Origin of the sequence: Planomonospora sp. ID91781 (assembly GCF_015711595.1) — a bacterium.
Classification (GTDB): Bacteria; Actinomycetota; Actinomycetes; order Streptosporangiales; family Streptosporangiaceae; genus Planomonospora; species Planomonospora parontospora.
The window spans coordinates 1,822,131-1,848,471 of sequence record NZ_JABTEY010000001.1 but is presented as its reverse complement, the minus strand read 5'-3'; the positions used below and the strand labels follow the sequence as shown (position 1 = coordinate 1,848,471).

26 protein-coding genes are annotated in these 26,341 nt (G+C 73.7%); 16 read left to right on the top strand and 10 right to left on the bottom strand.

Features of this window, described 5'->3' with window-relative positions:
• Window positions 1-58 precede the first annotated feature (58 nt).
• Window positions 59-469 (top strand): hypothetical protein, encoded by a 411-nt coding sequence (locus HS048_RS08620; RefSeq protein WP_068896647.1) that lies wholly within the window; start codon window positions 59-61, stop codon window positions 467-469.
• 94 nt (window positions 470-563) lie between these two features.
• Here HS048_RS08620 and HS048_RS08615 read toward each other — a convergent pair whose 3' ends face one another.
• From HS048_RS08615 to HS048_RS08600, 4 genes are all read right to left on the bottom strand, one after another.
• Window positions 564-2,222: a DUF6350 family protein gene (locus HS048_RS08615; protein ID WP_196466636.1), complete on the bottom strand. Its 1,659-nt coding sequence runs from the start codon at window positions 2,220-2,222 to the stop codon at window positions 564-566.
• A gap of 333 nt (window positions 2,223-2,555) precedes the next feature.
• Window positions 2,556-3,431 carry a succinate--CoA ligase subunit alpha gene (gene sucD, locus HS048_RS08610; RefSeq protein ID WP_068896645.1) on the bottom strand — a complete coding sequence of 292 codons (876 nt, stop codon included), beginning with the start codon at window positions 3,429-3,431 and terminating at the stop codon, window positions 2,556-2,558.
• A complete protein-coding gene (gene sucC / locus HS048_RS08605; RefSeq protein WP_068896644.1) occupies window positions 3,431-4,612 on the bottom strand; it encodes an ADP-forming succinate--CoA ligase subunit beta in 1,182 nt (393 codons plus the stop codon). Before sucC ends, sucD begins: the two co-directional genes overlap by 1 nt.
• 331 nt (window positions 4,613-4,943) lie before the next feature.
• The gene (locus tag HS048_RS08600; RefSeq protein WP_068896643.1) at window positions 4,944-5,351 is read right to left on the bottom strand and encodes a cobalamin B12-binding domain-containing protein; all 408 of its coding nucleotides are present in this window, start codon (window positions 5,349-5,351) and stop codon (window positions 4,944-4,946) included.
• Window positions 5,352-5,569: 218 nt separating this feature from the next.
• Between HS048_RS08600 and HS048_RS08595 the strand changes: the two genes are divergently transcribed.
• The 3 genes from HS048_RS08595 (at window position 5,570) to HS048_RS08585 (ending at window position 8,918) form a co-directional block, all read left to right on the top strand.
• The gene (locus HS048_RS08595) at window positions 5,570-6,424 is read left to right on the top strand and encodes a hypothetical protein (RefSeq protein WP_196466635.1); all 855 of its coding nucleotides are present in this window, start codon (window positions 5,570-5,572) and stop codon (window positions 6,422-6,424) included.
• Window positions 6,425-7,048: 624 nt separating this feature from the next.
• Complete coding sequence (locus HS048_RS08590; RefSeq protein ID WP_068896641.1) at window positions 7,049-7,816, top strand: hypothetical protein; 768 nt, start codon at window positions 7,049-7,051, stop codon at window positions 7,814-7,816.
• Between the two features lie 208 nt (window positions 7,817-8,024).
• A complete protein-coding gene (locus HS048_RS08585; protein ID WP_196466634.1) occupies window positions 8,025-8,918 on the top strand; it encodes a hypothetical protein in 894 nt (297 codons plus the stop codon).
• A 140-nt stretch (window positions 8,919-9,058) separates the two neighbouring features.
• Here HS048_RS08585 and pcrA read toward each other — a convergent pair whose 3' ends face one another.
• Window positions 9,059-11,305 (bottom strand): DNA helicase PcrA, encoded by a 2,247-nt coding sequence (gene pcrA, locus HS048_RS08580; protein ID WP_373868845.1) that lies wholly within the window; start codon window positions 11,303-11,305, stop codon window positions 9,059-9,061.
• A 227-nt stretch (window positions 11,306-11,532) separates the two neighbouring features.
• On the opposite strand from pcrA, the gene HS048_RS08575 reads away from it, so the two are divergent.
• Complete coding sequence (locus tag HS048_RS08575) at window positions 11,533-12,252, top strand: PIG-L deacetylase family protein (protein WP_068896639.1); 720 nt, start codon at window positions 11,533-11,535, stop codon at window positions 12,250-12,252.
• A gap of 138 nt (window positions 12,253-12,390) precedes the next feature.
• Window positions 12,391-13,134, top strand: coding sequence for an ABC transporter permease (locus HS048_RS08570; protein ID WP_196466633.1), 744 nt, complete (start codon window positions 12,391-12,393; stop codon window positions 13,132-13,134).
• Window positions 13,135-13,205: 71 nt separating this feature from the next.
• Here the strand turns inward: HS048_RS08570 and HS048_RS08565 are convergent, their stop codons facing one another.
• Window positions 13,206-14,141 carry a CPBP family intramembrane glutamic endopeptidase gene (locus tag HS048_RS08565; RefSeq protein WP_307832391.1) on the bottom strand — a complete coding sequence of 312 codons (936 nt, stop codon included), beginning with the start codon at window positions 14,139-14,141 and terminating at the stop codon, window positions 13,206-13,208.
• 87 nt (window positions 14,142-14,228) lie between these two features.
• Entirely contained in the window at window positions 14,229-14,489 is a 261-nt protein-coding gene (locus tag HS048_RS08560) for a WhiB family transcriptional regulator (protein WP_068896638.1), read from the bottom strand.
• 265 nt (window positions 14,490-14,754) lie between these two features.
• Between HS048_RS08560 and HS048_RS08555 the strand changes: the two genes are divergently transcribed.
• Together HS048_RS08555 and HS048_RS38740 are read left to right on the top strand one after the other, a co-directional pair.
• On the top strand, window positions 14,755-15,300 hold the full coding sequence (locus HS048_RS08555) for a PAS domain-containing protein (protein WP_068896637.1): 546 nt from the start codon (window positions 14,755-14,757) through the stop codon (window positions 15,298-15,300).
• Window positions 15,267-16,346: a methyl-accepting chemotaxis protein gene (locus tag HS048_RS38740; protein ID WP_196466631.1), complete on the top strand. Its 1,080-nt coding sequence runs from the start codon at window positions 15,267-15,269 to the stop codon at window positions 16,344-16,346. Before HS048_RS08555 ends, HS048_RS38740 begins: the two co-directional genes overlap by 34 nt.
• Before the next feature lie 138 nt (window positions 16,347-16,484).
• Here the strand turns inward: HS048_RS38740 and HS048_RS08545 are convergent, their stop codons facing one another.
• On the bottom strand, window positions 16,485-17,123 hold the full coding sequence (locus HS048_RS08545; protein ID WP_068896635.1) for a response regulator transcription factor: 639 nt from the start codon (window positions 17,121-17,123) through the stop codon (window positions 16,485-16,487).
• A 76-nt stretch (window positions 17,124-17,199) separates the two neighbouring features.
• Window positions 17,200-18,468 (bottom strand): ATP-binding protein, encoded by a 1,269-nt coding sequence (locus HS048_RS08540; RefSeq protein WP_084008211.1) that lies wholly within the window; start codon window positions 18,466-18,468, stop codon window positions 17,200-17,202.
• Between the two features lie 300 nt (window positions 18,469-18,768).
• Between HS048_RS08540 and HS048_RS36960 the strand changes: the two genes are divergently transcribed.
• From HS048_RS36960 to HS048_RS08525, 3 genes are all read left to right on the top strand, one after another.
• Entirely contained in the window at window positions 18,769-20,691 is a 1,923-nt protein-coding gene (locus HS048_RS36960; RefSeq protein WP_230880773.1) for a PspC domain-containing protein, read from the top strand.
• Window positions 20,681-20,917: a hypothetical protein gene (locus tag HS048_RS08530; protein ID WP_068896632.1), complete on the top strand. Its 237-nt coding sequence runs from the start codon at window positions 20,681-20,683 to the stop codon at window positions 20,915-20,917. The genes HS048_RS36960 and HS048_RS08530 overlap by 11 nt, the downstream gene beginning before the upstream one ends.
• A gap of 98 nt (window positions 20,918-21,015) precedes the next feature.
• The gene (locus tag HS048_RS08525) at window positions 21,016-21,591 is read left to right on the top strand and encodes an ABATE domain-containing protein (RefSeq protein WP_068896631.1); all 576 of its coding nucleotides are present in this window, start codon (window positions 21,016-21,018) and stop codon (window positions 21,589-21,591) included.
• Window positions 21,592-21,634: 43 nt separating this feature from the next.
• Here HS048_RS08525 and HS048_RS36955 read toward each other — a convergent pair whose 3' ends face one another.
• Entirely contained in the window at window positions 21,635-22,687 is a 1,053-nt protein-coding gene (locus HS048_RS36955) for a LysR family transcriptional regulator (RefSeq protein WP_307832390.1), read from the bottom strand.
• Window positions 22,688-22,773: 86 nt separating this feature from the next.
• Here HS048_RS36955 and HS048_RS08510 point away from each other — a divergent pair, with 86 nt between their 5' ends.
• The 5 genes from HS048_RS08510 (at window position 22,774) to HS048_RS08490 (ending at window position 26,325) form a co-directional block, all read left to right on the top strand.
• Entirely contained in the window at window positions 22,774-23,454 is a 681-nt protein-coding gene (locus tag HS048_RS08510) for a type 1 glutamine amidotransferase domain-containing protein (RefSeq protein ID WP_068896629.1), read from the top strand.
• Window positions 23,455-23,546: 92 nt separating this feature from the next.
• Window positions 23,547-23,990, top strand: a complete 444-nt coding sequence (locus HS048_RS08505; RefSeq protein WP_068896628.1) for a VOC family protein — start codon at window positions 23,547-23,549, stop codon at window positions 23,988-23,990.
• A 34-nt stretch (window positions 23,991-24,024) separates the two neighbouring features.
• Entirely contained in the window at window positions 24,025-25,101 is a 1,077-nt protein-coding gene (locus tag HS048_RS38485; RefSeq protein ID WP_196466630.1) for a pyridoxamine 5'-phosphate oxidase family protein, read from the top strand.
• Window positions 25,102-25,146: 45 nt separating this feature from the next.
• Complete coding sequence (locus tag HS048_RS08495) at window positions 25,147-25,590, top strand: nuclear transport factor 2 family protein (protein ID WP_068896626.1); 444 nt, start codon at window positions 25,147-25,149, stop codon at window positions 25,588-25,590.
• A 201-nt stretch (window positions 25,591-25,791) separates the two neighbouring features.
• On the top strand, window positions 25,792-26,325 hold the full coding sequence (locus HS048_RS08490; RefSeq protein WP_196466629.1) for a (2Fe-2S)-binding protein: 534 nt from the start codon (window positions 25,792-25,794) through the stop codon (window positions 26,323-26,325).
• Window positions 26,326-26,341: the final 16 nt, after the last annotated feature.

Below are 26,341 nucleotides of genomic sequence, written 5' to 3'. Positions count from 1 at the left end.
GACTCACGCCGCTGCAAGGGTATAGGTCCGTCCGCTCGGGCGACGCAAGGAGGTTGGCATGGCGACACCCGTCCAGCTACGGCCGGCGGAGAGCGCGGGGCGGCGGGCCCTGTGGCTCGCGTTCGCGTCGGCGGTGATGACCCTCATGCTCCCGATGGCGGGGCTGGTCATGTCGATCTTCGCGCTCGTCGTCTCGATCCGGGCGATCCCCGCGCTCAGGTCGGTCTCCAAGCCGATCGGCACGGCCGTCGCCGGCATCGCCATCGCGTCGGCGGCGCTCCTGTTCTCGATCATGGCGTCGGCGTTCCAGTTCTACCTGCGCGACGAACTGTCCGCCTACGAGGAGTGCCGCCGCGGTGCGAGCACCGTCACCGCCCAGGACGAGTGCCTCAACCGACTGGAGGACTCGATGAGGAAGAAGCTCCCCTTCGTCGAGCCCGGCCAGCTGCGCTTCCCGTTCGGCCCCTGACCCGGTCGCAGGCTCAGTCGCGGTTGACCCGGTCGCAGGCTCAGTCGCGGTTGACCCGGTCGCAGGCTCAGTCGCGGTTGACCCGGTCGCAGGCTCAGTCGCGGTCCCAGGCGTAGGGGTCCACGTAGATCACGTGCCCGCCCTTGTCGTCGCTCTCGTCCACGATGTCGCGCCGGGGCGGCCGGGGCGGCTCCGGACGCCGGTTCCGCTGCGGCTTCTCCGCGGCGGCGGAGGCGTGCTCGTCCTCCCAGTCGTCCCGGATGACCGGGATCGGCTGGGTGTCGCACTCGGTGGCGTCCAGCCAGTGCCCCGGGAGCGCGCGGTGCTCGTCCGCGTCGGCGGCCCTGGCCCGGCCGGTCACCGACCCCGCGGCCATGGCCAGCTTCGCGCCCGCCTTGCGGACGGGCGCCGCCGCCGAGGCGGCCTTCGCCGCAGCCCTGGTGACGGCGGTGTTGTGGCCCCGGAAGATCAGCCACCAGTTGGCCAGTCCCGCCGAGATGCCCGCGGCGACCCCCGTCTCCAGCGTCACCGAGAGCATGACCTCCCAGGCCGCGGGACCCATCTCGACCAGCCTGCCGCCGCCGAGCGCACCGCCGGACAGCGCCGCCAGCGCACCGGCCGCGCAGCCGGTGGCGATGCCGCATGCGAAACCCCACAGCGGCGCGCCCTCGTAGGTGGGAGAGGGCGCGATCCTGACCAGCACGACACCCGCCACCGCCCCGGCGACGAACGGGACCGCGATCACCGACATGAGCCAGGCCGGGGTCGGACCCGCCTCGGGCAGCGCACCCAGGATCGGCAGGCTGGGCACGGTGCCCAGCTGCACCCCGGTCGGGGCGATCAGCGTGCCGGTCCCGACCGCGAAGCCGGGCCCGGCGATGTAGGCCATCCCCCAGACGAACGCGTTGAGCAGGTAGAGCCCCTGGACCAGCACGAGCAGCAGGCCGCCGACGACCCCGGGGGCCAGCACGTCCGTCAGGTGCCGGACCTCGTCGAATCCCGCCACGACGGCGCCGAGCACCAGCAGGGCGCCCGCCAGCAGCATGATCCCCAGGGCGGCGGCGGTGCCGCCCGCGACCGAGCGCAGCCGCTCGGGCAGCAGGCGCGGCATGACCCGCCACGGCCCGATCGCTCTGACGGTCGCCAGCGAACCCGCGACGAAGGCCAGGATCAGGTGGCTGATCAGCGCCTCCCCCAGGAACGGCTGGGTGACCGGGTTGCGGGCGACGAGCGCGACCACCCCCGCCAGCAGCGCGTACGGCGCCGCCAGCGAGACGCCCGCCTGCGCGATCAGGACCAGCTGGGCCCGCCGCCGGGCGTTGGCCTGCTCCTTGGGGCTGTTCCTGGGCAGCCGGGCGGGCAGCCGCAGCCGCAGGTCCGCGTCGCGGGCCATCCAGATCCCGGCGCGGTAGAGCAGGAAGGCGGGCAGGGCCACCAGCCCGAGGGGGATCAGCCCGACCGACCCGCCGGGGATCGCGAACCCCGCGTGGTGCGCGGCCAGCCAGAGCTGCGCCGCGGTGCGGAAGACCTCGGGCAGGCCGCCGTCGAGCGTGCCCCGGGGAGCGGCGATCCAGCCGACCAGGGTGAGCGTGGTGAGCACCGCGAGGCCGACGCCGAGCGTCCAGGCGGCGGCGAGCATTCCTGAGACGGGGAGCGGCCTGCGGACGTCGTCGTCACCCGTGGCGCCGGGCAGGGGGATGCGACTGAGGACGGTTCGGGGAGCCGTCCGGAAATGGTCGAGAAGGGCCGTCACAGTACCCGATGGTCTCACCGATCTTCCGGTAGGCGGGCGCTCATCGGTCCGCGTGTCGCACGCCGTACGGGAGGAATGCCGCGAGTCGGACCGGTCTCCGGGAAGGCGGAGCCCGCAGGCGCTTCCCGGGAGGCGCACCCCTGCGGGCGCGAGGGAGGACCGGGACGCGTGGGACGTGAGGGAGGACCGGGACGTGAGAGAGGCGTCCGGCGGAACGCGCCGGACGCCTCTGTCGAATCACTTCTGCCGAACCGCTGGAGAACCGCCGAGACCGCCGGATGGCGGCCGGGCGGCGGTCGGACCGCGCCGTACGGCGCGGTCCGGCACGAGCGGTCAGCGGGACCGCATGACCTCGCGCATGAGGCGGGCGGTCTCGCTGGGGGTCTTGCCGACCCGCACGCCGACCTTCTCCAGCGCCTCCTTCTTGGCCTGCGCGGTCCCGGCCGAGCCCGACACGATCGCGCCCGCGTGGCCCATGGTCTTGCCCTCAGGCGCGGTGAACCCCGCCACGTAGGCCACGACCGGCTTGGTCACGTGCTGCTCGATGTAGGCCGCGGCCCGCTCCTCGGCGTCTCCGCCGATCTCGCCGATCATCACGATCGCGTCCGTGCCCGGGTCGGCCTGGAAGGCCTCCAGCGCGTCGATGTGCGTCGTGCCGATCACCGGGTCGCCGCCGATGCCCACCGCGGTGGAGAACCCGAAGTCGCGCAGCTCGTACATGAGCTGGTAGGTCAGCGTGCCCGACTTCGACACGAGCCCGATCCGGCCGGCGGTGGTGATGTCCGCCGGGATGATCCCCGCGTTCGAGGCGCCCGGCGAGGCGATGCCCGGGCAGTTCGGGCCGATGATCCGCGTCTTGCCGCCCTTGGCCACCGCGTACGCCCAGAACTCGGTGGTGTCGTGCACCGGCACGCCCTCGGTGATCACCACGCAGAGCGGGATGCCGGCGTCGACGGCCTCCTTGACGGCGTCCTTGGTGAAGGCCGGCGGCACGAACACCACCGACACGTCCGCACCGGTCTCGGCCATGGCCTCGGCCACGGTGCCGAACACCGGCAGGCCCTCGTGCACGGTGCCGGCCTTGCGGGCGTTGACGCCGCCCACCACCCGGGCGCCGGCGGCGAGCATGCGGCGGGTGTGCTTGGTGCCCTCCCCGCCGGTCATGCCCTGAACGATGATCTTGCTGTTCTCGGTCAGCCAGATAGCCATTACGCACCTACCGCAGCGAGCTCGGCGGCGCGCTTGGCCGCCTCGTCCATCGTGTCGACCAGCTCGACGCCGGCAAGCTTGGCGTCGGCCAGGATCTGCCGCCCCAGCAGGGCGTTGTTGCCGTCCAGGCGGACGACCAGGGGGCGGGTGACGGCCTCGCCGCGGCTCTCCAGCAGCTGGAAGGCGGACACGATGCCGTTGGCGACCGCGTCGCAGGCGGTGATGCCGCCGAACACGTTCACGAAGATCGACTTCACCGACGGGTCGGAGATGATGATCTCCAGGCCGGCCGCCATCACCTCGGCCGAGGCGCCGCCGCCGATGTCCAGGAAGTTGGCGGGCTTGGGCTGCCCGGGGAACGCCTCGCCCGCGTAGGCGACGACGTCGAGGGTGCTCATGACCAGGCCCGCGCCGTTGCCGATGATGCCGACGCTGCCGTCGAGCTTGACGTAGTTGAGGTCCTTGGCCTTGGCGGCGGCCTCCAGCGGGTCCTCGGCGGCCTTGTCGGCGTAGGCCTCGTGCTCGGGCTGGCGGAAGGCGGCGTTGTCGTCGAGGGTGACCTTGCCGTCGAGGGCCTTCACCTGGCCGTCGGCGGACAGGATCATCGGGTTCACCTCGACCAGGGAGGCGTCCTCGTCGACGAAGGCGGCCCAGAGCTTCTCGATGAGCTCGGCGGCGCCGTCGAGCGCCTTCTCCGGCAGCCCGCCGGCCACGGCGATCTCACGGGCCCTGGCCCGGTCGACGCCGGTGAGCGGGGAGACCGGGATCTTCGCGACCTTCTCGGGGGTGTTGTGCGCGACCTCTTCGATGTCCATTCCGCCGGCGGCGGAGCAGATGGCGAGGAAGGTGCGGTTCGCACGGTCGAGCAGGAAGGAGAAGTAGTACTCCTCCGCGATCGCGCTGGCCTCCTCGATCAGGACCTTGTGGACCGTGTGGCCCTTGATGTCCATCCCGAGGATGTCGGTGGCCTTCCGCTCGGCGTCGGCGGCGTCGTCGGCGACCTTCACGCCGCCCGCCTTGCCTCGGCCACCGGTCTTGACCTGGGCCTTGACGACGACACGGCCGGTCAGCTCCTCCGCTGCCGCGCGTGCCTCCTCCACGGTGTGCGCGACGATGCCGCGCGGCACGGGAATGCCGTACTCCGCGAAGAGCTCCTTCGCCTGATGTTCGAACAGGTCCACGAGGGTCCGTCCTTGCTTGTCCGGCTGGTGTACAGATGTCGGCGGTCCGGCTCCACGACAGTGAGGGGAGCCTCGCGATTTTTGCGCCAATGAAGCCTAGCCTCCCCAGCGCCCCGGCGAGGTCACCGGGGCCGTGCTGCGGCTCACATCGTGGGCGCGACGGCCCGCACACGGCCGCCGGCCCACCCGCGACCGGCGCGGCGATCCGGGCACGGTCGGAGTCCGCAAACGGCCGGGGTCCGCGGGCTACCGCCGGTCCGCACGCGATCGCCGGTCCGCACACGACCGGCGGCTCACCGGCGACCGGCGGCCCGTACGGCGGGGAGGCGGGTCAGACCCGGGCGGGAACGGCGCTCCGCACCCACTCGACGATCTCCTCCGTGGTCGCCCCCGGCGTGAAGATCCGGGCGACGCCCATCCTCTCCAGCTCGGGCATGTCGTCCTCCGGGATGATCCCGCCGCCGAACACCACGATGTCACCCGCGTCGTTCTCCCTGAGCAGCTCGATCACCTTGGCGAAGAGGGTCATGTGAGCCCCCGACAGGATCGACAGGCCGACCGCCGCGGCGTCCTCCTGCACGGCGGTGCGCACGATCTGCTCGGGCGTCTGGTGCAGGCCGGTGTAGACGACCTCCATCCCGGCGTCCCGCAACGCCCTGGCCACGATCTTCACGCCCCGGTCGTGGCCGTCCAGCCCCGGCTTGGCGATGACGACGCGGATCCTCGGCTCGGCATCCATGACAGACCTCCTCGTCTGCGTCCCGCCCACTCGTGGGCGGCGGCTGTCCGCAGCGTAACCGGCCCGGCGGGGCCGGACTCCCCGCGCCCGGAACCTTGCGGGGCGCGGAACCCGCGAGACCAGGCCCCGCGTCCCCGGGGTGCGGAACCCGGACTCACAGGTGATCGTTACCTGACAGAATGTTTTCCCCTCATATCTACATAAGGACGGCTAATTCCATGAGGCGATCGATCGCCCTGACCGCCGCGGTGCTGGCCGCGCCGGCACTGGCCACCGCCACCTCCGCCGCCGCGCACGCCGCCCCCACCGCCACCGCCGTCGCCACCGCCGCTCCCGCACCGGCGGACGCGCTCAAGCGGCAGTTCCAGACCGGCCGCGGCGTCCGGATCGCCCAGACCGCGCACATGTTCTCCGGCAAGACGACCCTGCTGAAGGCCGAGCTCAAGGGCAGGCTGGGGTTCGGCCCCACCGGCCCGGCCGCCTACGACCTCGCCATGCGGATGACCTCCGGGAAGGGGTCCGGCAACGACTCCTACCGCGCGATCAACGTCAAGAACCGCCTCTACGCCTCGGGTGACGCCTACAACGGCCTGCTCCCCGAGGGCAAGAAGTGGGTGAGCGGCAAGGGCGGCCCCCTCTTCCTCCAGCACCCCGACGTGCTGGAGCCGGTCGTGCTGGCCGCCCTGGTGAAGGACCCCTCCGGCAAGCACTCCCGCGACGGCCTCCGGCACCAGGGCACCCTGACCTACGCGGAGCTGTACAAGCTCTCCGCGGGCTTCCGCGCCACCCTCCGCACCAAGCCGACCGGTGAGTCCGCCGAGGCCGAGATCTCCTGGCGGCTCTGGCTCGACGGCAAGGGCCTGCCCCGGCGCGCGGCGGTCTCCGAGACCCTCGCCATCGGCAAGTCGTCGCTGACCAGGACGTCCGACACCCGCTTCAGCGGCTGGGGCTCGAAGGTCACCGTCACCGCCCCGCCCGCCGACCAGGTCATCGACGAGAAGGACCTGCCCTCCGACGCGCCCGAGCCCAAGGAACTCGTCAACACCCTGGGTTCGCACCGCAACGGCGGCTGACAGGGTCCGGGCCGGAGGCCCGGGCGGGGTGCGGCCCGCGTACGGCATGCCGTACGCGGGCGCGGCCGGGAAACGGCCGGGAGCGGCGGAAACCGCTCCCGGCCGTTTCCCGTAATGGGCACCCCACCCCGCGAGGCGGCCTTTCCATGACCGGTCCATCCGTCGCCGCGTCTCGCGCCCTCATGCAATCAGTGAACGGTCCTCCACCGCGCGAATATCGCGCGGAACATCGATATCCCGTGGGCATGCATCACCTCCGCCCTCCCCCGGAGAACGCGCCGTTTCCCCATCGGCGGTCCGGTTCCCGGGGCGTTCCCGACCGGAACGGCTCATCCCCGCGCAAAGCCGGAAGGCGGAGTTGTCAGCCCGCGGCATAGCCGCGCGGGCGCGGGTGGCCTAGCTTGGCGGATCCCGGCTTCCGGTGAGAGGGATGCGATGAGACGGTGGGCCGTTCCGCTCGTCACGGTGGCACTGGCCACCGCGCTGCCACAGCCGGGTACGGCGCAGGCCGGGACCGTACGGGCCGATGCCTCGGCCGGGGTGGTCCCCGCCTCCAGGGCCGGAGGAGCCTTGACGGCACAGACAGCACAGACGGCATGGACGACGCAAGGGGCGCCGCCACCCGTGACGGCGCTGAGACGGCACTTCGTCGAGCACACGGGGCTGCGGATATCCGACGTCGGACGGGTCTACCGGGACGGCAGGGCGGTCGTCACCATCTGGCGCAGAGGCCGGGTGGAGTTCGACGCCTCCGGGGTGTACGCCACGGACACGACGGGGCGCACGGAGGCGGGACGCGGGGCGATCCGGGAGTTCGAGGGCCTGATCGGGCGGCGGCTCGGCTCGACCCGGGTGATCTGCTTCCCGAACGAGGCGTACCTGTCCGGGCCCGGTTACGAGACCTGGCTGCCCGAGGGCAAGAGCTGGCTCGGGCTGATCGGCCCGGCGAACATCAAGCAGACCGCGGCGCTGCCGCAGATCGTGAACGTCTTCGAACCGGCCACCCTGGGCGTCCTGCTCTCCCACAGCTCGGTGAAGCGGAAGTCGCCCTCCGGCACGTACCACCAGGGCACCGTGACGCTGCGCACGCTCTACCGCGTCTCCCCCTCCTTCCGCGACCGGCTCGCCGGGCCGCCGAAGGGCCGGAGCGCGAAGATCACGGTCGGCTTCCGGCTCTGGCTGGACCGGTCGAACCTGGCCCGCCGCCTGACGACCACCTGGAAGCAGCCCGTCCCCGGGACGCCGAAGCGGCCCACCATCACGGTCGCGGACACCCGCTACACCGGCTGGGGCTCGGACGTGACACTGGCGCCCCCGCCTCCGGAGGACACCGCCGACGCGGGCCGGGTCGGCGGCGATCTCTCCCCTCCTCCGACGCTGCCGGTCGGCTGACCGTTTCTCTCCACCCCCGGAACCGCCGGTCACCCGACCGACTCTCCGTCCCCGAACCGCCGCTCGACCGGACCGCGGCGTTCTGCACGGAATATCCATCGCTAATTCGACATATACCGCATTTAACGAGACTTCATTGTGATCTGGATTCGGAAGGATGTCCGGGTCCCTCCCGAACGGGGTGGAGGGAATACACGGGAGAATCCACTTGAAGCGTTTCATCGCCGGTCTGGCCTGTGCCGCAGCAGCAGGTCTGGCCGTCCCCACGCTCGCCTCGGCCGCCCACGCGCAGGCGCCCGCCGATCCCCTCGCCGCGCTGCAGGGCAAGCTCGGCGCCGGCCGCGGGGTGAGCTTCTCCGACAGCCTGAAGCTGGCCGAGGGCAAGAAGCGCACGGTCGTCATCACCCGCAAGGGCGTGCTGCAGTTCGGCGGTTCCGGAGTCGTCGCCTCCGACCACACCAGCCGGCCCCGGATCAAGTCCGGCGACCTCGACGAGCTCGTGGTCGCCGGCCAGAACTCCTACGACGAGAACTCCAAGGCGTTCGCCAAGGCGCTCAACGGCATCGCCAAGCCCGAGCGCACCGTCCGCATGAAGAACGTCTCCTACATCTCCGGCGGCATGTTCGGCGAGTTCCTGCCCGAGGGCAAGAAGTGGGTCCGCTATCCCGGCTCCATCAACGGCGTCCTCGACAGCCTCGGCGGGCTGCAGCCCCAGCTCGTGAACGCCGCCGAGCCCGGCACCCTCAAGGCCCTGCTCGCGCACGCCGTCAAGCAGCCGGGAGGCTACACCGGGAAGATCAGCCTGGGTGAGCTGCACAAGGTCTCGCCGTGGTTCCGGGCCTCGATGCCGCTCAAGCCGACCGGCGCCCAGGCGAAGCAGGTGCTGAGCTGGAGGCTGTCCGTCGGCCCCGACGGGCTCCCCACCCGGCTGACGAGCACCTACGCCGTCGGCGGGTCGAGCTCCTCCGTCACGATGGAGACCGACTACAGCGGCTGGGGCGCCAAGGTCTCGGTGAAGGCCCCGCCGGCCGGCGAGGTCGTCGCCTTCGAGGACCTCGACCTGGACGCGGCCGACGTGCCGGTCCCGCTGCTCGCCAAGTGATCACGGTCCGTCCGTCACCGGCCGTCCGGCCGACCGGACGGTGACGGGCGGCGCCGCGGAGCATCGCCGTAGAACGCCGTCCGCCCGGCGTCCCATGACCCGGGCGGGCACCGCGGGAACGCCGCTCCGGTCGCGGACCGCTAGAGCTTCTCCAGCGGCGCGTAGGCCAGCATCAGGGTCTTGGCCCCGCCGCTGCCGAAGTCGACCTTCGCCTTGTCGCCGTCGACCGAGACGACCGTGCCCAGGCCGTACTGGTCGTGGGTGACGCGGTCCCCCGGAGAGAGGTCGGGGATCTTCCGGCCGCCGGGCTTGCGGGCGGGGGCCGTACGGGAGGGCTCGCGGCGGGTCGCGGCGGTCCAGGCGTTCTTCTTCGGGTCGCTGCGCCAGTCGACCAGCTCGGACGGGATCTCGGAGACGAAGCGGGAGGCCGGGTTGAACGACGGGGAGCCCCACGAGCTGCGGACCGCCGCCCGCGAGACGTACAGGCGCTGCTCGGCGCGGGTGATGCCGACGTAGGCCAGGCGGCGCTCCTCCTCCAGCTCCTTCGGCTCGCCGAGGGAGCGCATGTGCGGGAAGACGCCGTCCTCCATGCCGGTGAGGAAGACCACCGGGAACTCCAGGCCCTTGGCCGTGTGCAGGGTCATCAGCGTGACCACGCCCTGCCCGCCGTCCTCCGCCGGGATCTGGTCGGCGTCGGCCACCAGCGAGACCTGCTCCAGGAACTCCACGAGCGTGCCCTCGGGGCTGGCCTCCTCGAACTCCGAGGCCACCGAGACCAGCTCGTCCAGGTTCTCCAGGCGGCTCTCGTCCTGCGGGTCGTCGGAATTCTCCAGCTCCGCCCGGTAGCCGGTGGTCACCAGCACCTCCTGGGCCAGCGCCGACGGCGGCATGCCCTCGGCCTTGACCGACAGGTCGTCCAGGAGCGCGACGAAGTCCCTGATCGCCTTGAGCGAGCGGGTGGCCATGCCCGGCGCCTCGTCCGCCCGGCGCAGCGCGTCGGCGAACGGGATGCGCTCGCGCGCCGCGAACGCCTCCACCATCGCCTCGGCCCGATCCCCGATGCCGCGCTTGGGCACGTTGAGGATGCGGCGCAGCGAGACGACGTCACCGGGGTTGGCCAGCACCCGCAGGTAGGCCAGCAGGTCGCGGACCTCCTTGCGCTCGTAGAAGCGCACCCCGCCCACCACCTTGTACGGCAGGCCGGTCCGGATGAACGTCTCCTCGAAGACGCGGGAGGCGGCGTTGGTCCGGTAGAACACGGCCACCTGGCCGGGGACCACGTCCTCGGTGTCGGTGAGCCGGTCGACCTCCTGCGCGACGAACATGGCCTCGTCGTGCTCGTCGTCGGCCACGTAGCCGACGATCTTCGGTCCGGCCCCCTGGTCGGACCAGAGGTTCTTGGGCTTGCGGCTCTCGTTGCGCGAGATCACCGCGTTGGCCGCGGACAGGATCGTCTGGGTGGAGCGGTAGTTCTGCTCCAGCAGGATCGTCTTCGCGTCCGGGTAGTCGCGCTCGAACTCCAGGATGTTGCGGATCGTCGCGCCCCGGAAGGCGTAGATCGACTGGTCGGCGTCGCCCACCACGCACAGCTCGGCCGGGGCGATGCCTGACGTGCCCTCCCGGACCAGGTCGCCGTCGGCGGTGCGCAGCTCGGGGCGGCCGACGAGCTCCCGGATCAGGGTGTACTGGGCGTGGTTGGTGTCCTGGTACTCGTCGACCATGACGTGCCGCCAGCGGCGGCGGTAGTGCTCGGCCACCTCGGGGAAGATCTGCAGCAGCGTGACCGTCAGCATGATCAGGTCGTCGAAGTCCATCGCGCCGGCCTCGGTCAGCCGCTGCTGGTAGAGCTTGTAGGCCTCGGCGAGCGTGCGCTCCATGTGCGTGGCCGCCTGGGCCGCCGCCGTCTCGTAGTCGACGAGCTCGTTCTTGAAGTTGCTGACCTGGGCGGAGAAGGAGCGCGGCGGGTAGCGCTTGGGATCGAGGTCCATCTCCCGGCAGACCATGGCCATGAGCCGCTGGGCGTCGGCCTGGTCGTAGATGGAGAAGCCGGAGGGGAAACCCAGCCGCTTGGCCTCGCGCCGCAGGATCCGCACGCACGCGCTGTGGAAGGTCATCACCCACATCGCCGCGGAGCGGGGCCCGACCAGCCGGTCGACCCGCTCCTTCATCTCCTTGGCGGCCTTGTTCGTGAAGGTGATCGCCAGGATCTCCTGCGGATGCACGCCCCGCTCGGCCAGCAGGTAGGCGACGCGGTGGGTCAGCACCCGCGTCTTGCCCGAACCGGCGCCCGCCACGATGAGCAGCGGGCTGCCGTGGTGCACGACGGCCTCGCGCTGCTGGGGGTTGAGCCCGTCGAGCAGCGGGTGGGTCAGGGAATCGGCTGGGATCGGCACCTCCCTAGGTTAAGGCGGCTCACCGACAACCGGGTCCACACCCGGACGAGGAACACCGGGGGACGGGCGGCCGTCACGGCCGGACGAGGAACACCGGGGGGCGCACGGGCGGCCGTCACGGCCGGATGAGGAATGCCGGGGGGTGCGCGGGCGGTTGTCACGGTCGGGCGGGACGCCGATCACGGTGCCGGCCGGAGGAACCGAAGGCAGGAAGGGCCCACATGCTCCCCGAGAACGAGATCAGCCGGGTGCTCGCGGTGACCGCGCACCCGGACGACGTCGACTTCGCCGCCGCGGCGACCATCGCGCGGTTCACCGACCGGGGTGTCGAGGTGGTCTACTGCGTGGTGACCGACGGCGACGCGGGCGGTTCCGACCGCGAGCTGGACAACGGCGGCATGGCCGAACTCCGCCGGGCCGAGCAGCGCGCCGCCGCGGAGATCGTGGGCGTGCGGGACGTGCGGTTCCTCGGTTACCGCGACGGGACCGTGGAGCAGAGCCTGGACCTGCGGCGCGACATCGCCCGGGTCGTCCGCCAGGTCCGCCCCGACCTGGTGATCACCCACACTCCCGAGCGCAACTACTCCTTCATCGCCCCCAGCCACCCCGATCACCGGGCCGTCGGCGGTGCCGCCCTGGACGCCGTCTACCCCGACGCCCGCAACCCCTACGCCTTCCCCGGACTGCTGCAGGACGAGGGCCTCGCGGCCTGGACGGTGCGCGAGGTCTGGCTGAACGGGCACGAGACGCCGGACCACTACGTGGACGTCACCGAGACCTTCGAGCGCAAGCTCGCGGCGCTGCGCGCGCACAAGAGCCAGACCGGCCACGTCCAGGGCCTGGAGGACGCCCTCAGGGAGCGCTTCGCCCTCATGGCGCAGCACGCCGGGTTCGGCGCCGACCGCTACGCCGAACCCTTCAAGCGGGTCGTCACCACCTGACGGCGCCCCACCCGCGGTCCCTTCCCGTCCCGTCCCCTGTCCCGCGGTCCCATCCCGTCCCCTGTCCCGCCCACCGCCCCGGCCCGACCGACCCGACCGACCCACCGCCCCGGCCCGCCGGTAGGACATGCTCTTCCCGTGAGCGCCATCGCCCTGTCCCCGGCCACCGCCGCCGTCGTCGTCGCCCTCGCCCTCGCGGGCGCCGCCGTCGCCCTGCTCGGCCGCCTCGGGCACGGCCGGGCCGTGCTCACCGCGTGCCTGCGCGCCGCCGCGCAGCTCGGCGCGGTCTCACTGGTCATCGTGTGGGCCGTCGAGCGACCGGCGACGGCGGCCGCCTTCGTCCTGGTCATGTACGGCGTGGCGAGTCTGACGGCGGGACGCCGGATCACCTCCGGGGCGACCGCCTGGTGGGCGGCCGTGCCCGTCGGGACGGGAACCCTGCCGGTCTTCCTGTTGCTGGCCGGCACCGGGACCGTCCCGCCCGAGGGCATCGCGCTGATCCCGGTCGCGGGCATCCTGCTGGGCGGCTGCCTGACGGCCACGGCGCTGGCGGGCAGGCGCGCGGTCGACGAGCTGACCCAGCGGCGCGGCGAGGTCGAGGCGGCGCTCTCGCTCGGCTTCTCCGGCCGGGACGCGGCCCTGGAGATCTGCCGTCCGGCGGCGGCCCAGGCGCTGGTGCCCGCGCTGGACCAGACCAGGACCGTGGGCCTGGTCACCCTGCCGGGGGCGTTCGTCGGCATGCTGCTCGGCGGGGCCGATCCGCTGCACGCCGGCGTGGTCCAGCTCGTCGTCCTGGTCGCGCTGGTGGCCGCCGAGGCGGTGGCCGTGCTGGTCACCGTCGAACTGGTGGCCCGGGGGCGCTTCTCCCCCGCCGCGCGGTGACGTCTCACCGGGGAGGCGGCTCTGGGCTCGCCCGCGGACGATGACGTGCGGCTCACCGGCCGGATGACGACTCACCGCGGAGGCGGCTCCCCGGGGGCGATCCGGGCGAACAGATAGCCCAGCGAGTTGGTGGCGACGTGGAGCAGTGCGGGGGCCGCCAGACCGCCCCGCCGGCGCAGCCCGCAGAAGAGCGCTCCCGCGATCCCGGTGGAGACCACCGAACCGGCCACCACCCGGGCCGTGTCCGCCGCGGACGGCGCTGCCGACGGCCCCGGAGGCGCCGGAGCGGACGGAACCGCCGGAACCACCGGGGAGCCGGGGGTCTCCGGCGGGCGAGCGACTTCGACGGAGGCGGAGGCGGACGCGGAGGCAGACGCGGAGGCAGACGCGGAGGCGGGGGCCCCCGGTGCGGCCCCGCCGGGCGCCTCGCCCGCGGCCAGGGCGCTCAGCGCGGGGTTGGCCGCGGCCATGTCGATCGCCGGGAGCACGTGCCAGAGCCCGAACAGGGCCGAGGAGACGGCGACGGCCGCGGGCGTCCCGTGGGAGCGGGCGAGCAGGCCGTACAGCACGCCGCGGAAGCCGACCTCCTCCAGCAGTACCGTGCCGACCGGGACCTGGAGCAGGGCCTCCTCCAGCGCGCGGGCGCGGGACAGGGAGAGGGCCCGCTCGTCGCGGAAGAACCGGCGGGTGGCGGGGATCGCGATGCCCGCGCCGTAGGCGACGGCGACGGCGGCGGCGAGCGCGCCGCCGATCCGCAGGCCGCGGCGGCCCTCGGCGAAGCCGAGCTCGGTCCAGGAGAGGCCGGACCGGCGGGCCAGGGCCAGCAGCGCACCGGTGGCCGCGGCGGAGGTCAGCGGCGCCAGGCGCGGCGCCACGCGGTTGTTGAGCACGTTGGCCGCCGCCAGCACGGCCACCGCCCCGGCCAGCGCCGCCGTCCCCTCCCGGCTTCCTCCGGTGGCGACCGCCGCCGTGGGTCCCCCGATCCCCCCGGCTGCCGGCACCGCCACAGGTCTCCTGTCCACCGCGCGCATCCCGCCCCCCCTCGTTCCGGATCCGTCCCCCTCGTTCCGGGTCCGACCCTACGCGCCGACCGGTCAGCCCGCGGCGCGCCGCCATCCCGGCGGAAACCGCAGCCCGCGCCGCTCGCGCACGGTGAGCCCGCCCCAGATCCCCTCCGGTTCCCCCGCCCGTACGGCGTAGGCCCGGCAGTCGGCCAGCACCGGGCATCCGGCGCAGACCGCCTTGGCCCGTTCCTCCTGCTCGGGCGAGGACGCCACCGGGAAGAACAGCTCGGGATCGCTCCCCCGGCAGGCACCCCGTACGGCCCAGCCGATCTCGCGGACCGTCCTGCGCATCGCTCACCCCCTGGTGGTCACCGGCCCTCAGACTAGGTCGCCGCCGGGAGTACGGCATCAGCCTTCCGGTGGATTCGCAGGTCACCGCCACGGCGTATCCCGCGGCTCCCGACGACGGCCGGGAGTGTGACGTGCCTCACCCCGACGGTGCTCAGCTCCCCGGGCGACCGGCCGATCCTCAGGGAGCAGGCCTCCGGAGCACCTGTCGGGGGCGGGCTCCCGACGACGGCCGGGAGCGGGTTCCCAGACACACGGAGACAGCGGAATGCGAGCCAGCGGGCTCCGGCCGACCGGGGTGGAGCGCACGTTCGACCCCGGCGAGATCATCGTCACCAAGACCGACCTGCAGGGGCGCATCACCTACGCCAACGACGTCTTCCTCCGGGTCTCCGCCTATCCCGAGGAAGAGACGCTGGGCCGTCCGCACAACATGATCCGCCACCCTGACATGCCCCGCTGCGTCTTCGCCCTGCTCTGGGAGACCCTCAAGCAGGGGCGGGAGATCTTCGCCTACATCGTGAACCTCGCCGGCGACGGGGCCCACTACTGGGTGTTCGCGCACGTCACCCCGAGCACGGATGCCCGCGGACAGGTCGTGGGCTACCACTCCAACCGGAGGGTCCCCGCCAGGAGCGCCCTGCGGCGGGTCGAGCCGCTGTACGCGTCGCTGGCCGCCGAGGAGCGGCGCCACGCACGTCCCGCCGAAGCCGTCGCCGCGGGCACGGCGCTGCTGGAGCGGACTCTCGAGGAGCAGAACATGTCGTACGAGGAGTTCGTGTGGTCGCTGGCCGGACAGGGGGCGGCGCGATGATCGCCCTGCCGGGCCGGGAGAAGCGGAACACCGCCGCCGAACCGCCGGACTCCGCGGTCGTCGGCGAGGCCGTGGCCGAGATGTTGCGGGTGTGCAGGCTGGGCGCGGCCGGCGACTTCGAGGCCCGGGTCCGCCACGTCCCCGGCAGCGAGGAGCACCCGGAGCTGGTCGAGCTCAGGCACGAGCTCAACCGCATGATCGACCGCATGGACGCCTTCGTCAGGGAGGCCGCGGCATCCCTGCGGGCCGCCAGCGAGGGCCGCTTCCACCGGCAGTTCCTGCTGGAGGGCATGCCCGGATCGTTCCGCACCAGCGCCGAGGCCATCAACCGCGCCCGCGCGACCATGGCCGAGTCCGCGGCCCGCGCCGCCTCGGCCGGGCAGACCCGGCTGAGGCTCGCCGACGAGTTCGAGTCGACGGTCATGTCGGTGGCCGAGCAGGTCGCCGCCGCCTCCACCGAGCTGAGCACCTCCGCGGCCAGCCTGGCGGCCTCGGCATCGGCCTCGGTGCGCGAGGCGGAGTCCGCCAAGGAGGCGGTCGGCCTGATGGAGGACTCCTCCAAGGAGATCCAGCAGGTCGTCACCCTGATCTCCCAGGTCGCCGGGCAGACGCGGCTGCTCTCGCTCAACGCCACCATCGAGGCCGCCCGCGCCGGGGAGGCCGGCCGGGGCTTCGCGGTCGTCGCCTCGGAGGTCAAGCAGCTCGCCACCCAGACCGCCGACGCGACCGGGCAGATCGCCCACCAGGTCGCCTCGGCCCAGTCCGCGGCCAGGGAGGGCATCGACGTCATCGAGACCATCGGCCGGACCGTCCGCGACATGGACACCCTCGCCCACGCCATCGCCGCCGCCGTCGACGGCGGCAGCGGCGGGACGGGGCAGGGCGACGGGATCGGGCAAGGCGACGGGGTCCGGCGACGCCGCGGAGCAGGGGAGGGCCACGCAGCCGGGGACGGCCGGGGGGCCGACGCCCGGGGCCTGGCGCGCACGGCCGAGCTGCTCCGCTCCGAGGTCTCGCACTTCCTCGCCGTCATGCGGGAGGGCTGACCGGCCCGGACGGCCCGGGCTCCTAACGGGCCCAGACCGTCCGGAAGGGCCCAGACCGTCGGAAGGATCCAGACCGCCTGGAGGGTTCCAGACCGTCGGGAAGGGTCCGAGCCGTCCGGGAGGGCCCCGGCGGAACCGTCAGACCAGTCTGCGGGCGGTGGCCCAGCGGGAGAGCTCGTGGCGGTTGGAGAGCTGGAGCTTGCGCAGGACGGAGGAGACGTGGGTCTCCACGGTCTTGACCGAGATGAACAGCTCCTTGGCGATCTCCTTGTAGGCGTAGCCCCGGGCGATCAGCCGCAGGACCTCCCGCTCCCGCTGGGTCAGCGAGTCCAGCTCGGGGTCGATCGCCGGGGCCTCGGAGGAGGCGAAGGCGTCCAGCACGAACCCGGCCAGCCGCGGGGAGAAGACCGCGTCCCCGTCCGCCACCCGGCGGATCGCGTCGGTGAGCTCCCGGCCGCTGATGGTCTTGGTGACGTAGCCCCGGGCGCCGCCGCGGATCACGCCGATGACGTCCTCGGCGGCGTCGGACACCGACAGCGCGAGGAAGCGGACCTGCGAGCCGGAGCCCAGGACGCGGCGGAGCACCTCCTGCCCGCCGCCGCCGGGCATGTGCACGTCGAGCAGGACCACGTCGGGCTGGAGCTCGGCGATCGTCCGCACCGCCGACTCCACGTCCTCGGCCTCCCCGATCACCTCCACCGCGTCGCCCAGCTCGGCGCGGACGCCGGACCGGAACAACCGGTGGTCGTCGACGATCAGAACCTTGATGGCGCCCATGTGCTCCCTCACCGCTCCTCGCTCGCTCCGCCCGGCCCTGGCTCCGGGACCTCCGGGGTTCCCGGCCGCGTGCGGCTCACGAGCCCTCGATCTTCATCGTCAGCATGACTTCCGTACCCTCGCCCGGTTCGGTCCGCACGCGGGCGCTGCCCCCGTTGCGCTCCATCCTGCCGATGATCGACTGGCGGATGCCCAGCCGGTCCTCGGGCACCTCGCTCATGTCGAACCCGACGCCCCGGTCCCGGACGAAGACCGTGACCTCCCCCGGCTCCACCTCCGCGTAGACGGAGACGACCGGAGACCCGGAGTATTTCGCGGCGTTGACCATCGCCTGCCGGGCCGCCTGCACCATCGACGACAATTCCGGCGTCAGCGGGCAGTCTCCCACGCAGACGACCTCGATCGGCACCCCGTGGGAGTCCTCCTCCTCGGCCGCGACCCGCCGCACCGCCGCGGCCACCGACGCGTCGGCGTCCTGCTGGGGCTGGTAGAGCCAGTTGCGCAGCTCGCGCTCCTGGGAGCGGGCCAGCCGCGCCACCTCGCGGGAGTCGTGCGCGTTGCGCTGGATCAGCGTCAGCGTGTGCAGCACGGAGTCGTGGACGTGCGCGGCGAACTCCGCCCGCTCCTCCTGCCGGATGCGCTCGCGGCGCTCCCGCTGCAGTTCCTTCCACAGGCCCGCCAGCCAGGGGGCCGCGATGAGCGCGACCCCGCCCACGACCACGAGCGTGAACACGATGCCGGGGCGGGCCTTGCCCAGCTCGTTGTTGGCGGCGAGGAACCCGATCGCGCCGATGACGACGAGCACCAGGCCCGCGAACGTGCGCACCCGGTTCTTGCGCGCCTGCCCGACGGTGGAGTCCATCCAGCGCTGCCGCCGGTCCGGGTCGGCCTGCTGCCACAGGATCAGTGAGCCGATGCCGCCGGCCGCGATCGGCCACGCGCCGATCCCGCCCGTCGAGGCGCCGGTGATCCAGCCCAGCGCCAGCAGCGCCAGGCCGATCGCGCCGTAGGCGGTGACCTGGCTCCAGTCCCGCGCGGGCTCCCTGCCCTCGTACGGCACGCGCGAGGTGAACATCCACAGCGCCGCGTACGCCACGGCGCCGATCCCGTCCAGCACGGTCAACAGCACGAAGGCCAGCCGCAGCACGACCGGGTCGAGCCCCAGCTGGGCGGCGGCCCCCTGGGCCACCCCGGCCACCAGGCGCCCCTCCACCGGCCGCACGAGCCGGGGGAAGCCGGGTCCCTCCGGCCCCTCGGCGGCCGCGGGCACCGTGCCCTGAGGATCCTGGGCCTGCGGGGATGTCGTGTCCGCGGCGGGTCCGCGCGTCGTCTGTCGGTCAGCCATCGGATTCCCGGCGCCCGCCGCCGGTCGTCCGGCCGGCGGAGGGCGCCGTCGCTCCTCTCGAGTAGAGCTCCCGCCGTTCCACCGGCCGGGGTCCGGCCGTCACCGGCCTCGGCCGGGGAGGGCGAGAGGCCGCCCCCCGGAGGGAGCGGAAGAACCACATCGCCAGCATCGTCACATGCCCGCGGTGCCCGGCGCATCGGGCGTCCCCCTGACCCGCCCCTGAGAAAGGGCGCGCCCCTCGGGGACGACTCAGGGGTGTCCCGGATGCGGCCGGGCCCGCGCAGGGGCCACGATGAGAACATGAACGACACCGGTAGCCCCCAGGGCCCGGCGAGCACCCCGCCCGACTCGCCGTCCGCCACCGCCACCGCCGCCGGCGTGGGTGAGAGCGCGGACGGACGGCGGCGGCTCCGGCGCGACGACGAGGGCCGCATGCTGACCGGCGTCTGCTCGGGCCTGGGACACCACTCCGGAGTGGACCCGGTGCTGTTCCGGGTCGGCTTCGCCATGCTGGTGTTCGCCTCGGGCGCCGGGATCATGCTCTACATCGCGGCCTTCCTGCTGATGCGGGAGCCGAACGGCGGTCCGGGTCACCTGGAGCAGTGGACCCGGCGCGACTTCGACGGCGAGACCGTCCTGGCCCTGCTGGCCGCGGTCTTCGCCTTCGGGCTGATCGTCAACGTGAGCTCCGGCGGCATCGGCACTCCCAGCGTGGTGGCGGGCACCCTGTTCGCGGTCGCGCTCCTCGCGGCCCACTCGCGCGGGGTCGACCTGCTGGCCCTGACCCGGTCCGTGCCCGAGCGGCTCCGCGGCAGCCGCCGGGTCGCGCCCCGCACCGAGGAGCCGCCCGCCTTCCCGTCCACCGGACTCCCGTACTCCCCGCCGGGAGCCGGTGATCCGCACGCGGGGACCCGGCCGCCCGAGGGCGCGCAGCCGTACCGGGCCGAGCCGTATCCGGGGACCCGGCCGCCCCACGGGACGCCGTACGCGCAGGCGCCGGACGTCCCGTCGCAACCGGCGGAGCGGAGCAGCGCCGTCGAGGAGGCGATCGCGGCGGCGAAGGCCCGGATGGCCGCGGCGCAGGCCCGCGCCGAAACCGGCCGGACCTCCGCGGAGGAGACCCGCGCGGAGACCGGCCGGGCCCCCGCGCAGGAGACCCGTGCGGAGGCCGGTCAGGCCTCCGCGGAGGAGACCCGTGCGCCCGGGACCGCTCCGGCCGGAGCGCACCCGGCGGGAGCCGGCGTCACCGCCCGCCTCCCCCTCCCGCCGCACGACGCCCCAGCGCACGAGACATCACCGCACGACACCCCGGCGCACGAGGCATCGGGCCTCCGGCCGCACGAGGCCCCGGCACCGGCCTTCCCCGCCACGTACGACGCGCCGCGGGACGTCCCGCGCACGGACGCCCCGCCGCACGGCGTCCCGGTGTCGGGCCTGCCGACGGGCCCGCGCCGCACGGCCGTGCCCTCGTTCGACTCCTCCGGCGCGCCCTTCGCCCCGCACGGGCCCTACCGACCGCTGGACCCCCGCAGGCGGCCGTCGCCGTACGGCGCCGCCCCCTTCGACCTCGCCGGGTACGGCCCGCCGCCGCGACCGGCGCCCCGGCCGAAGCCGCCGAGGGCTTTCGTCGGGGTCGTCACGATGTTCCTGGCCGTGATCGTTGGAGGCATAATCATGGCGGTCCAGTCCGCTACCGGCTCGGTCAACATGACCTCCGTCGGCGCCGCCGCACTCGTCACCATCGGCGCCGGGCTCATCGTCGCCGCCTGGTTCGGGCGGGGCGCCGCCCTGGTCGCGGCGGGCACCGTCGTCGCGCTCTCCCTGGTGGTGGGATCGGCGGTGAGCGACGTCCCGAAGAAGTTCGGCACCTACGACTGGGTCCCGGCATCGGTCTCGCAGCTCTCCCGCACCTACGAGGTGGGCGTCGGGGAGGGCCGGCTGGATCTCGGCGACCTGACGTTCCCGCCGGGCTCGCGGACCGTCGTCGAGGCCACGGTGTCGGTCGGCGAGATCACCGTCATCCTCCCTCCCACGGTCCGGGCCGAGGTGGACGGATACTCCAAGCTCGGCGACGTCAAGATCGACCATGTGGTGCAGGGCGGCGCCGACATCCACCACGAGAGGGTGCTGGAACCCGAGGTGCCGCCGGAGGGCGAGGTGGCGACCATCGTGCTGAACGTCAGGGCGGGCGTCGGAGACGTGGAGGTGCGCCGTGCGGCCTGAGACGCGACCCGGGCTCCGGCCCGAGCCGGGGTCCGGGGCGGACCGCCCCGGCCGGTGGCACCGGACCGACTGGATGGCCCTGCTCAGCGGCCTGCTCTTCCTGACCGTCGGCATCCTCTACCTCAGCGTGCCGAGCCTGCACCCGGGCGTCATGCTCCCGGTCGTCCTGGGCGGCCTGGCCTGCGCGGGGTTCGTCGCAGTCATCGCCCGTGCGGTCCGGCGGTGACCGCGCGGGAGTCCGGGCCGCCCGGCGGTGACGGCGCGGTCCGGCGGTGGCCGTGCCGGCACGGCGGCCCTAACGGCTCCGGGCGTTAGAGTCGGGGCATGTTGGCTCTGGAGTTCGTCAGCACCGTCCGCGCGACGAGGAGCGGCCTGGTGGACGTGCTCTCGGACCTCCCGGGGATGACCGGGTGGGGCCGGACGCACGCCGCGGAACTGGGGCTCGGCCCGGACTTCACCGCCACCGAGGATCTCCGGCGCGAGGTGGTCGAGCTCCGGCAGGCGGCACGCGCCCTGTTCGCCAGGGCCGTGGCGCCCGGCCCGCCGAGCGCCGCCGACGCCGATCGCCTGCCGGACTTCGCCGCCTCGCTCGACCTGGTCAACGCCGCGGCGCTGGCCGTGCCGTCGGCGCCCCGGCTGGAGTGGCCCGAGGACGGCTCCCCGTTCGCGGTGAACGTCCCGGCGGGCGGGGCGGACGAGTCCTCCCGCGTCCGCGCCGCACTCGCCTCGGCGGTGATCTCCCTGCTGGCCGGGCCGGAGCGCGAGCGGCTCCGCACCTGCCCGGCTCCGCGCTGCGTGCTGTATTTCATCAAGGAGCACGGACGCCAGGAGTGGTGCTCGGTCGGCTGCGGCAACCGCGCCCGCGCCGCCCGCCACTACCGGCAGCACCGGGTCGGCTGACCACCGTGCGGGCTGCGCCGGACCGGCCTCCGGTCCGCACGGACTACCTCGCCGACCGGCCCCAGCGGAGCAGGTGGTCGCGGACGGCCGCCACCGCCCGCTGCGCCGCCGCCCCCTCCCTGACCGCCAGGAACAGCGTGTTGATCGGCGGCAGCTCGGGTTCGGCCAGCCGGACGAGCGTCCCCTCGGCCAGCTCGTCCTCGCACAGGTAGAGCGGCAGAACCGACATCCCGGCGCCCGCCACGACCGCGCCGCGCACCCCGCGCAGGTCCGGCATGACCAGGGCGGCGGACATCGCCGGCCGGGTCCCGAACACCGTCCGCCAGTATCGCCGGATGACCGGGAGGTCCTCCGCGTAGGCGACCACCGGGACCCCGGCCAGCCGGAGCGCCTCCGGGACCCGCGCGACGCCCGTGCCCTCGCCTCCGCCCGTGCCCCCGCCCGCTCCCGGCTCCGCGGCCGTGCCCTCGCCTCCGCCCGTGCCCCCGCCCGCTCCCGGCATCGCGGCCGTTCCCGGACCCTCCGGTGCCGTGCCCCCCGGTACCGGAGGGGGCGAGCCGGGAAGGCCGGCTCGGGCGGCCCAGTGGGGAGCCGCCACCAGGACGAACTCCTCGTCCACCAGGGGTGTCGCGTGCACGCCGCGGCGGCGCGGGCGGACCGCGGAGACCACCAGGTCGAGTGTGCCGGCGGCGAGCCGGTCCAGCAGGTCGTCGGCCAGTCCCAGCTCGACGCGGAGCCGCAGCCCGCGGGCGACCAGGGGTGCGAGCACGTGCACGACCCGGGTGGAGACCAGCTCGGCCGGGCCGCCCAGATGCACCGCGCGGGCCGACGCCTCCGGGTCCAGATCTGCGGCGACCGCCTCTGCCAGTGCGTCGAGGGGCGCCGCGAGCCGCCGGGCCAGCTCGTCGGCCGCCGGGGTGGGGGCGACGCCGCGCGGGAGGCGGTCGAACAGCCTGCGGTCCAGCGCGGCCTCCAGCGCCTTGACCTGCGCGCTCACCGCGGGCTGGGACAGCCTGAGCGTGTGGGCGGCGGCGGTGACGGACCCGGTGCGGTGTACGGCGAGGAAGGTGCGGAGCAGGTCGAGCGATACGGTCACCCATCGATCCTGCCATCACATTCATGATGACATGACATGCGTTCGGCTATTTGTCGTGATGGCAGACGAACGGTGATGCTCTTGCCATGACTTCTACGGCAAAGCGCATCCTCACCGTTCTGACCAGCCACGACCGCCTCGGTGACACCGGCCGGACCACCGGGTTCTACGTCTCGGAGGCCGCCCATCCGTGGGAGGTCTTCCGGAAGGCCGGCTTCGAGGTCGAGCTGGCCAGCATCGCGGGCGGCGAGCCCCCGCAGGACGGCCACGACCCCGCCGACCCCGTGCAGCGGGAGTTCACCGAGGTCTTCGGCGAGGAACTGCGGAAGACCCCGCGGCTCGCGGACGTCGACCCGGCCGGATACGACGCGGTGTTCTTCGCGGGCGGCCACGGGACCATGTGGGACTTCCCCGGCGACGAGGACGTCGCCCGGGTGGCGCGGGCGGTCTACGAGCGCGGCGGAGTGGTGGCCGCGGTCTGCCATGGCCCGTCCGCACTGGTGGACGTCACGCTCTCGGACGGCTCCCACCTGGTCTCGGGCAGGCGGGTCGCCGCCTTCACCAACGCCGAGGAGGCCGCCGTCGGCCTCACCGGGGTGGTGCCGTTCCTGCTGGCCGACGCGCTCACCGAGCGCGGCGCCCTGCACTCGGCGGCCCCGGACTTCACCGGGCACGCGGTCCGCGACGGCCGGCTGGTGACCGGCCAGAACCCGGCGAGCGCCGTCCGCGTCGCGGAGGAGGTCGTCGCGGCCCTCACCGGGAAGTGACGCGCCCCGTTGTCTTCTAACGGTTGCATCCGTTAAGTTGTCCTCGGACATCTAACGGATACAACCGTTAGAAAAGTGATGGGAGAAACACGATGACCCTCCGTACCGGCCACATCGGCCTCAACGTCTCCGACCTCGACGCCTCCCGGGACTTCTACCGGAAGGTCTTCGGCTTCGAGGTCGTCGGCGAGTCGCGCGAGGACGGCCGCCGCTACGCCTTCCTCGGCCGCGACGGCACGCTGGTGCTGACCCTCTGGCAGCAGAGCGAGGGCCGCTTCGCCACCGGCCTGCCGGGCCTGCACCACCTGTCCTTCGAGGTGCCCGACATCGAGGCGGTACGGCGGGCGGAGGCCGTCGTCCGCGAGCTCGGAGCCGTCCTCCACCACGACGGCGTCGTCCCGCACGGCGAGGGCGCGTCCTCCGGCGGCGTGTTCTTCGAGGACCCCGACGGGATCCGGCTGGAGATCTACGCCCCCGACGGCGCCGGCGACCGGCCCGCCCCCACCTCCGGGGCCCCCACCTGCGGCTTCTTCTAGCCCGGCACGCCGGTCCCGGACGGAGGAGGAGACGATGAGGCACGAGGGGGAGGCCGCGGTGCAGCGGCGGTCAGGGGTTCGCCGCGCGGACTGGGGGTCGGCCCGCGCCCGGCCGGAGATCCCGGCGGTGGCGGGTGACTTCCTGCGTGCGCAGCGCATGATCGTCATCGGCGCCGCCGACGCCTCCGGCCGGGTCTGGGCGAGCGCGCTGACCGGGCCCGCCGGGTTCGCCCGGCCCGCCGGTGAGCGGACCGTGGTGGTCGGCGCGCTGCCCGGCCCGCACGACCCGCTGGCCGCCCTGTTCGGCGGCGGCGACGGACACCGTACGGCGACGCCCGCCGGCACCGTGGGCGGCACCGGGCAGGACCCGGGCCACGGCGGCGGGCACGAGATCGGGATGCTCGCCATCGAGCCGGCGACCCGGCGGCGGATGCGGGTCAACGGCCGGGCCCGCCGGGACGGCGACCGGCTGACGATCCGCACCGACCAGGTGTACGCCAACTGCCCCAAGTACATCCAGACGCGGGAGATCATCGGAGAGACCGCGGGCCCGCCCGGCGAGGCCGGCGGCGCGTCCGCCGCGGAGGCGCTCACTCCCCGCCAGCAGGCGTGGATCGGCCGGGCCGACACGTTCTTCGCGGCCACCCGGGTGGAAGGGCTGGGCGCCGACGTGTCCCACCGCGGCGGCGGCCCGGGGTTCGTCCGGGTCCTCGGCGACCGGAGGCTGGTCTGGCCGGAGTACGCGGGGAACCTGATGTACATGACGCTCGGCAACCTGGAGCTGGACGAACGCTGCGGGCTGCTCTTCCTCGACTGGGAGAGCGGAGACGCGCTGCACCTGACCGGCCGGGCGCGCGTCGGGGAGGACCCGGGCGGTGTCCCCGGCGCGGAGCGGCTCGTCACGTTCGACGTGGACGAGGCCGTCCAGGTCGGCGGGGCGGTCCCGTTCCGCTGGACGTTCGGGGAGTACTCCCGCCACAACCCGCCCGTGGCCGCGTCCCACCAGGGAACCCGCCACAACCCGGCCGTGGCCCCGTCCGGCCGCGGGACCCGCCACGGCCTCCCGGAGGCGCGGCCGGAGCGTGCCGGACGATCGGCCGCGCACACCTGACGGACGGAACGGGCCCGCACGGGCGGCACCGCGAAAGGAAGCAGCATGTCCGAGAAACCGACCGGGATGTTCACCGAGGAGACCGCCCGGGCCAAGGTCCAGGCGGCCGAGGACGCGTGGAACACCCGCGACCCGGAGCGGGTCTCGCTGGCCTACACGCCGGACTCGGTCTGGCGCAACCGGGACGAGCACCTCACCGGCCGGGAGCAGATCAGGGAGTTCCTGGCCCGCAAGTGGGCCAGGGAGCTCGACTACAGGCTCCGCAAGGAGCTGTGGGCCTTCACCGGGAACCGCATCGCCGTACGGTTCCAGTACGAGTGGCACGACGCCGGCGGCCGGTGGTGGCGCAGCTACGGCAACGAGCTGTGGGAGTTCGCGGAGAACGGGCTGATGCGGCGCAGGGAGGCGAGCATCAACGACGTCCGGATCGACGCCTCCGAACGCCGGATCCTCGGCGGGCGCGCGCCGGGGCGGCTGCCCGTCTTCTGAGAACGGGCGGCCGGCCCGGGACTCCGGGAACGGGCGGCCGGCCCGGGACTCCGGGAACGGGCGGCCGGCCCGGGACTCCGGGAACGGGCGGCCGGCCCGGGACTCCGGGAACAGACGGTTGACCCGGGGCGGCAGAGGCGTACGTTCGTGGTGGATCCGGCTCTCACTTCCCCTGCCCCCGCGGGTGAACCTGGAGGACGTATGCCCAGAGTCACCGTCACCGTCGACGGAGTCGCCTACGAGGAGGAGGTCGAGCCGCGCCTCCTCCTCGTCCATTTCCTGCGGGACCGGCTCGGCCGGACCGGCACCCCCGTCGGCTGCGACACGGGCAACTGCGGTTCCTGCACCGTGATGCTCGACGGCAGGAGCGCCAAGAGCTGCTCCGTGCTCGCCGTACAGGCCGACGGGAGCGACGTGGTCACCGTCGAGGGCCTCGCCTCCGGCGGCGAGCTGCACCCCATGCAGCGGGCCTTCCACGAGGAGCACGCCCTGCAGTGCGGATACTGCACCCCAGGGATGATCATGGCCGCGATCGACCTGCTCCGGGACGACCCGGACCCGTCGGAGGAGGCCGTCCGGCAGGGGTTGAAGGGCAACCTGTGCCGGTGCACGGGCTACTGCACCATCGTCCGCGCGGTACGGCGCGGCGCCCGCGCGATGTCCGGCGAACCGCCCGGTGAGACGGCCGGTGAGGCAGCCGGCGAACCGGTCGGCGAGGGGGTGGCGGCGCCGTGACCGAGCAGCTCGACGC

Coding starts and splice junctions, on each gene's coding strand:
- HS048_RS08620 (WP_068896647.1), top strand. CDS start 59: ATGGCGACACCCGTCCAGCTACGGCCGGCGGAGAGCGCGGGGCGGCGG.
- sucD (WP_068896645.1), bottom strand. CDS start 3,431: ATGGCTATCTGGCTGACCGAGAACAGCAAGATCATCGTTCAGGGCATG.
- HS048_RS08600 (WP_068896643.1), bottom strand. CDS start 5,351: ATGGATGCCGAGCCGAGGATCCGCGTCGTCATCGCCAAGCCGGGGCTG.
- HS048_RS08595 (WP_196466635.1), top strand. CDS start 5,570: ATGAGGCGATCGATCGCCCTGACCGCCGCGGTGCTGGCCGCGCCGGCA.
- HS048_RS08575 (WP_068896639.1), top strand. CDS start 11,533: ATGCTCCCCGAGAACGAGATCAGCCGGGTGCTCGCGGTGACCGCGCAC.
- HS048_RS08560 (WP_068896638.1), bottom strand. CDS start 14,489: ATGCGCAGGACGGTCCGCGAGATCGGCTGGGCCGTACGGGGTGCCTGC.
- HS048_RS08555 (WP_068896637.1), top strand. CDS start 14,755: ATGCGAGCCAGCGGGCTCCGGCCGACCGGGGTGGAGCGCACGTTCGAC.
- HS048_RS08545 (WP_068896635.1), bottom strand. CDS start 17,123: ATGGGCGCCATCAAGGTTCTGATCGTCGACGACCACCGGTTGTTCCGG.
- HS048_RS08540 (WP_084008211.1), bottom strand. CDS start 18,468: ATGGCTGACCGACAGACGACGCGCGGACCCGCCGCGGACACGACATCC.
- HS048_RS36960 (WP_230880773.1), top strand. CDS start 18,769: ATGAACGACACCGGTAGCCCCCAGGGCCCGGCGAGCACCCCGCCCGAC.
- HS048_RS08525 (WP_068896631.1), top strand. CDS start 21,016: ATGTTGGCTCTGGAGTTCGTCAGCACCGTCCGCGCGACGAGGAGCGGC.
- HS048_RS08510 (WP_068896629.1), top strand. CDS start 22,774: ATGACTTCTACGGCAAAGCGCATCCTCACCGTTCTGACCAGCCACGAC.
- HS048_RS08505 (WP_068896628.1), top strand. CDS start 23,547: ATGACCCTCCGTACCGGCCACATCGGCCTCAACGTCTCCGACCTCGAC.
- HS048_RS38485 (WP_196466630.1), top strand. CDS start 24,025: ATGAGGCACGAGGGGGAGGCCGCGGTGCAGCGGCGGTCAGGGGTTCGC.
- HS048_RS08495 (WP_068896626.1), top strand. CDS start 25,147: ATGTCCGAGAAACCGACCGGGATGTTCACCGAGGAGACCGCCCGGGCC.
- HS048_RS08490 (WP_196466629.1), top strand. CDS start 25,792: ATGCCCAGAGTCACCGTCACCGTCGACGGAGTCGCCTACGAGGAGGAG.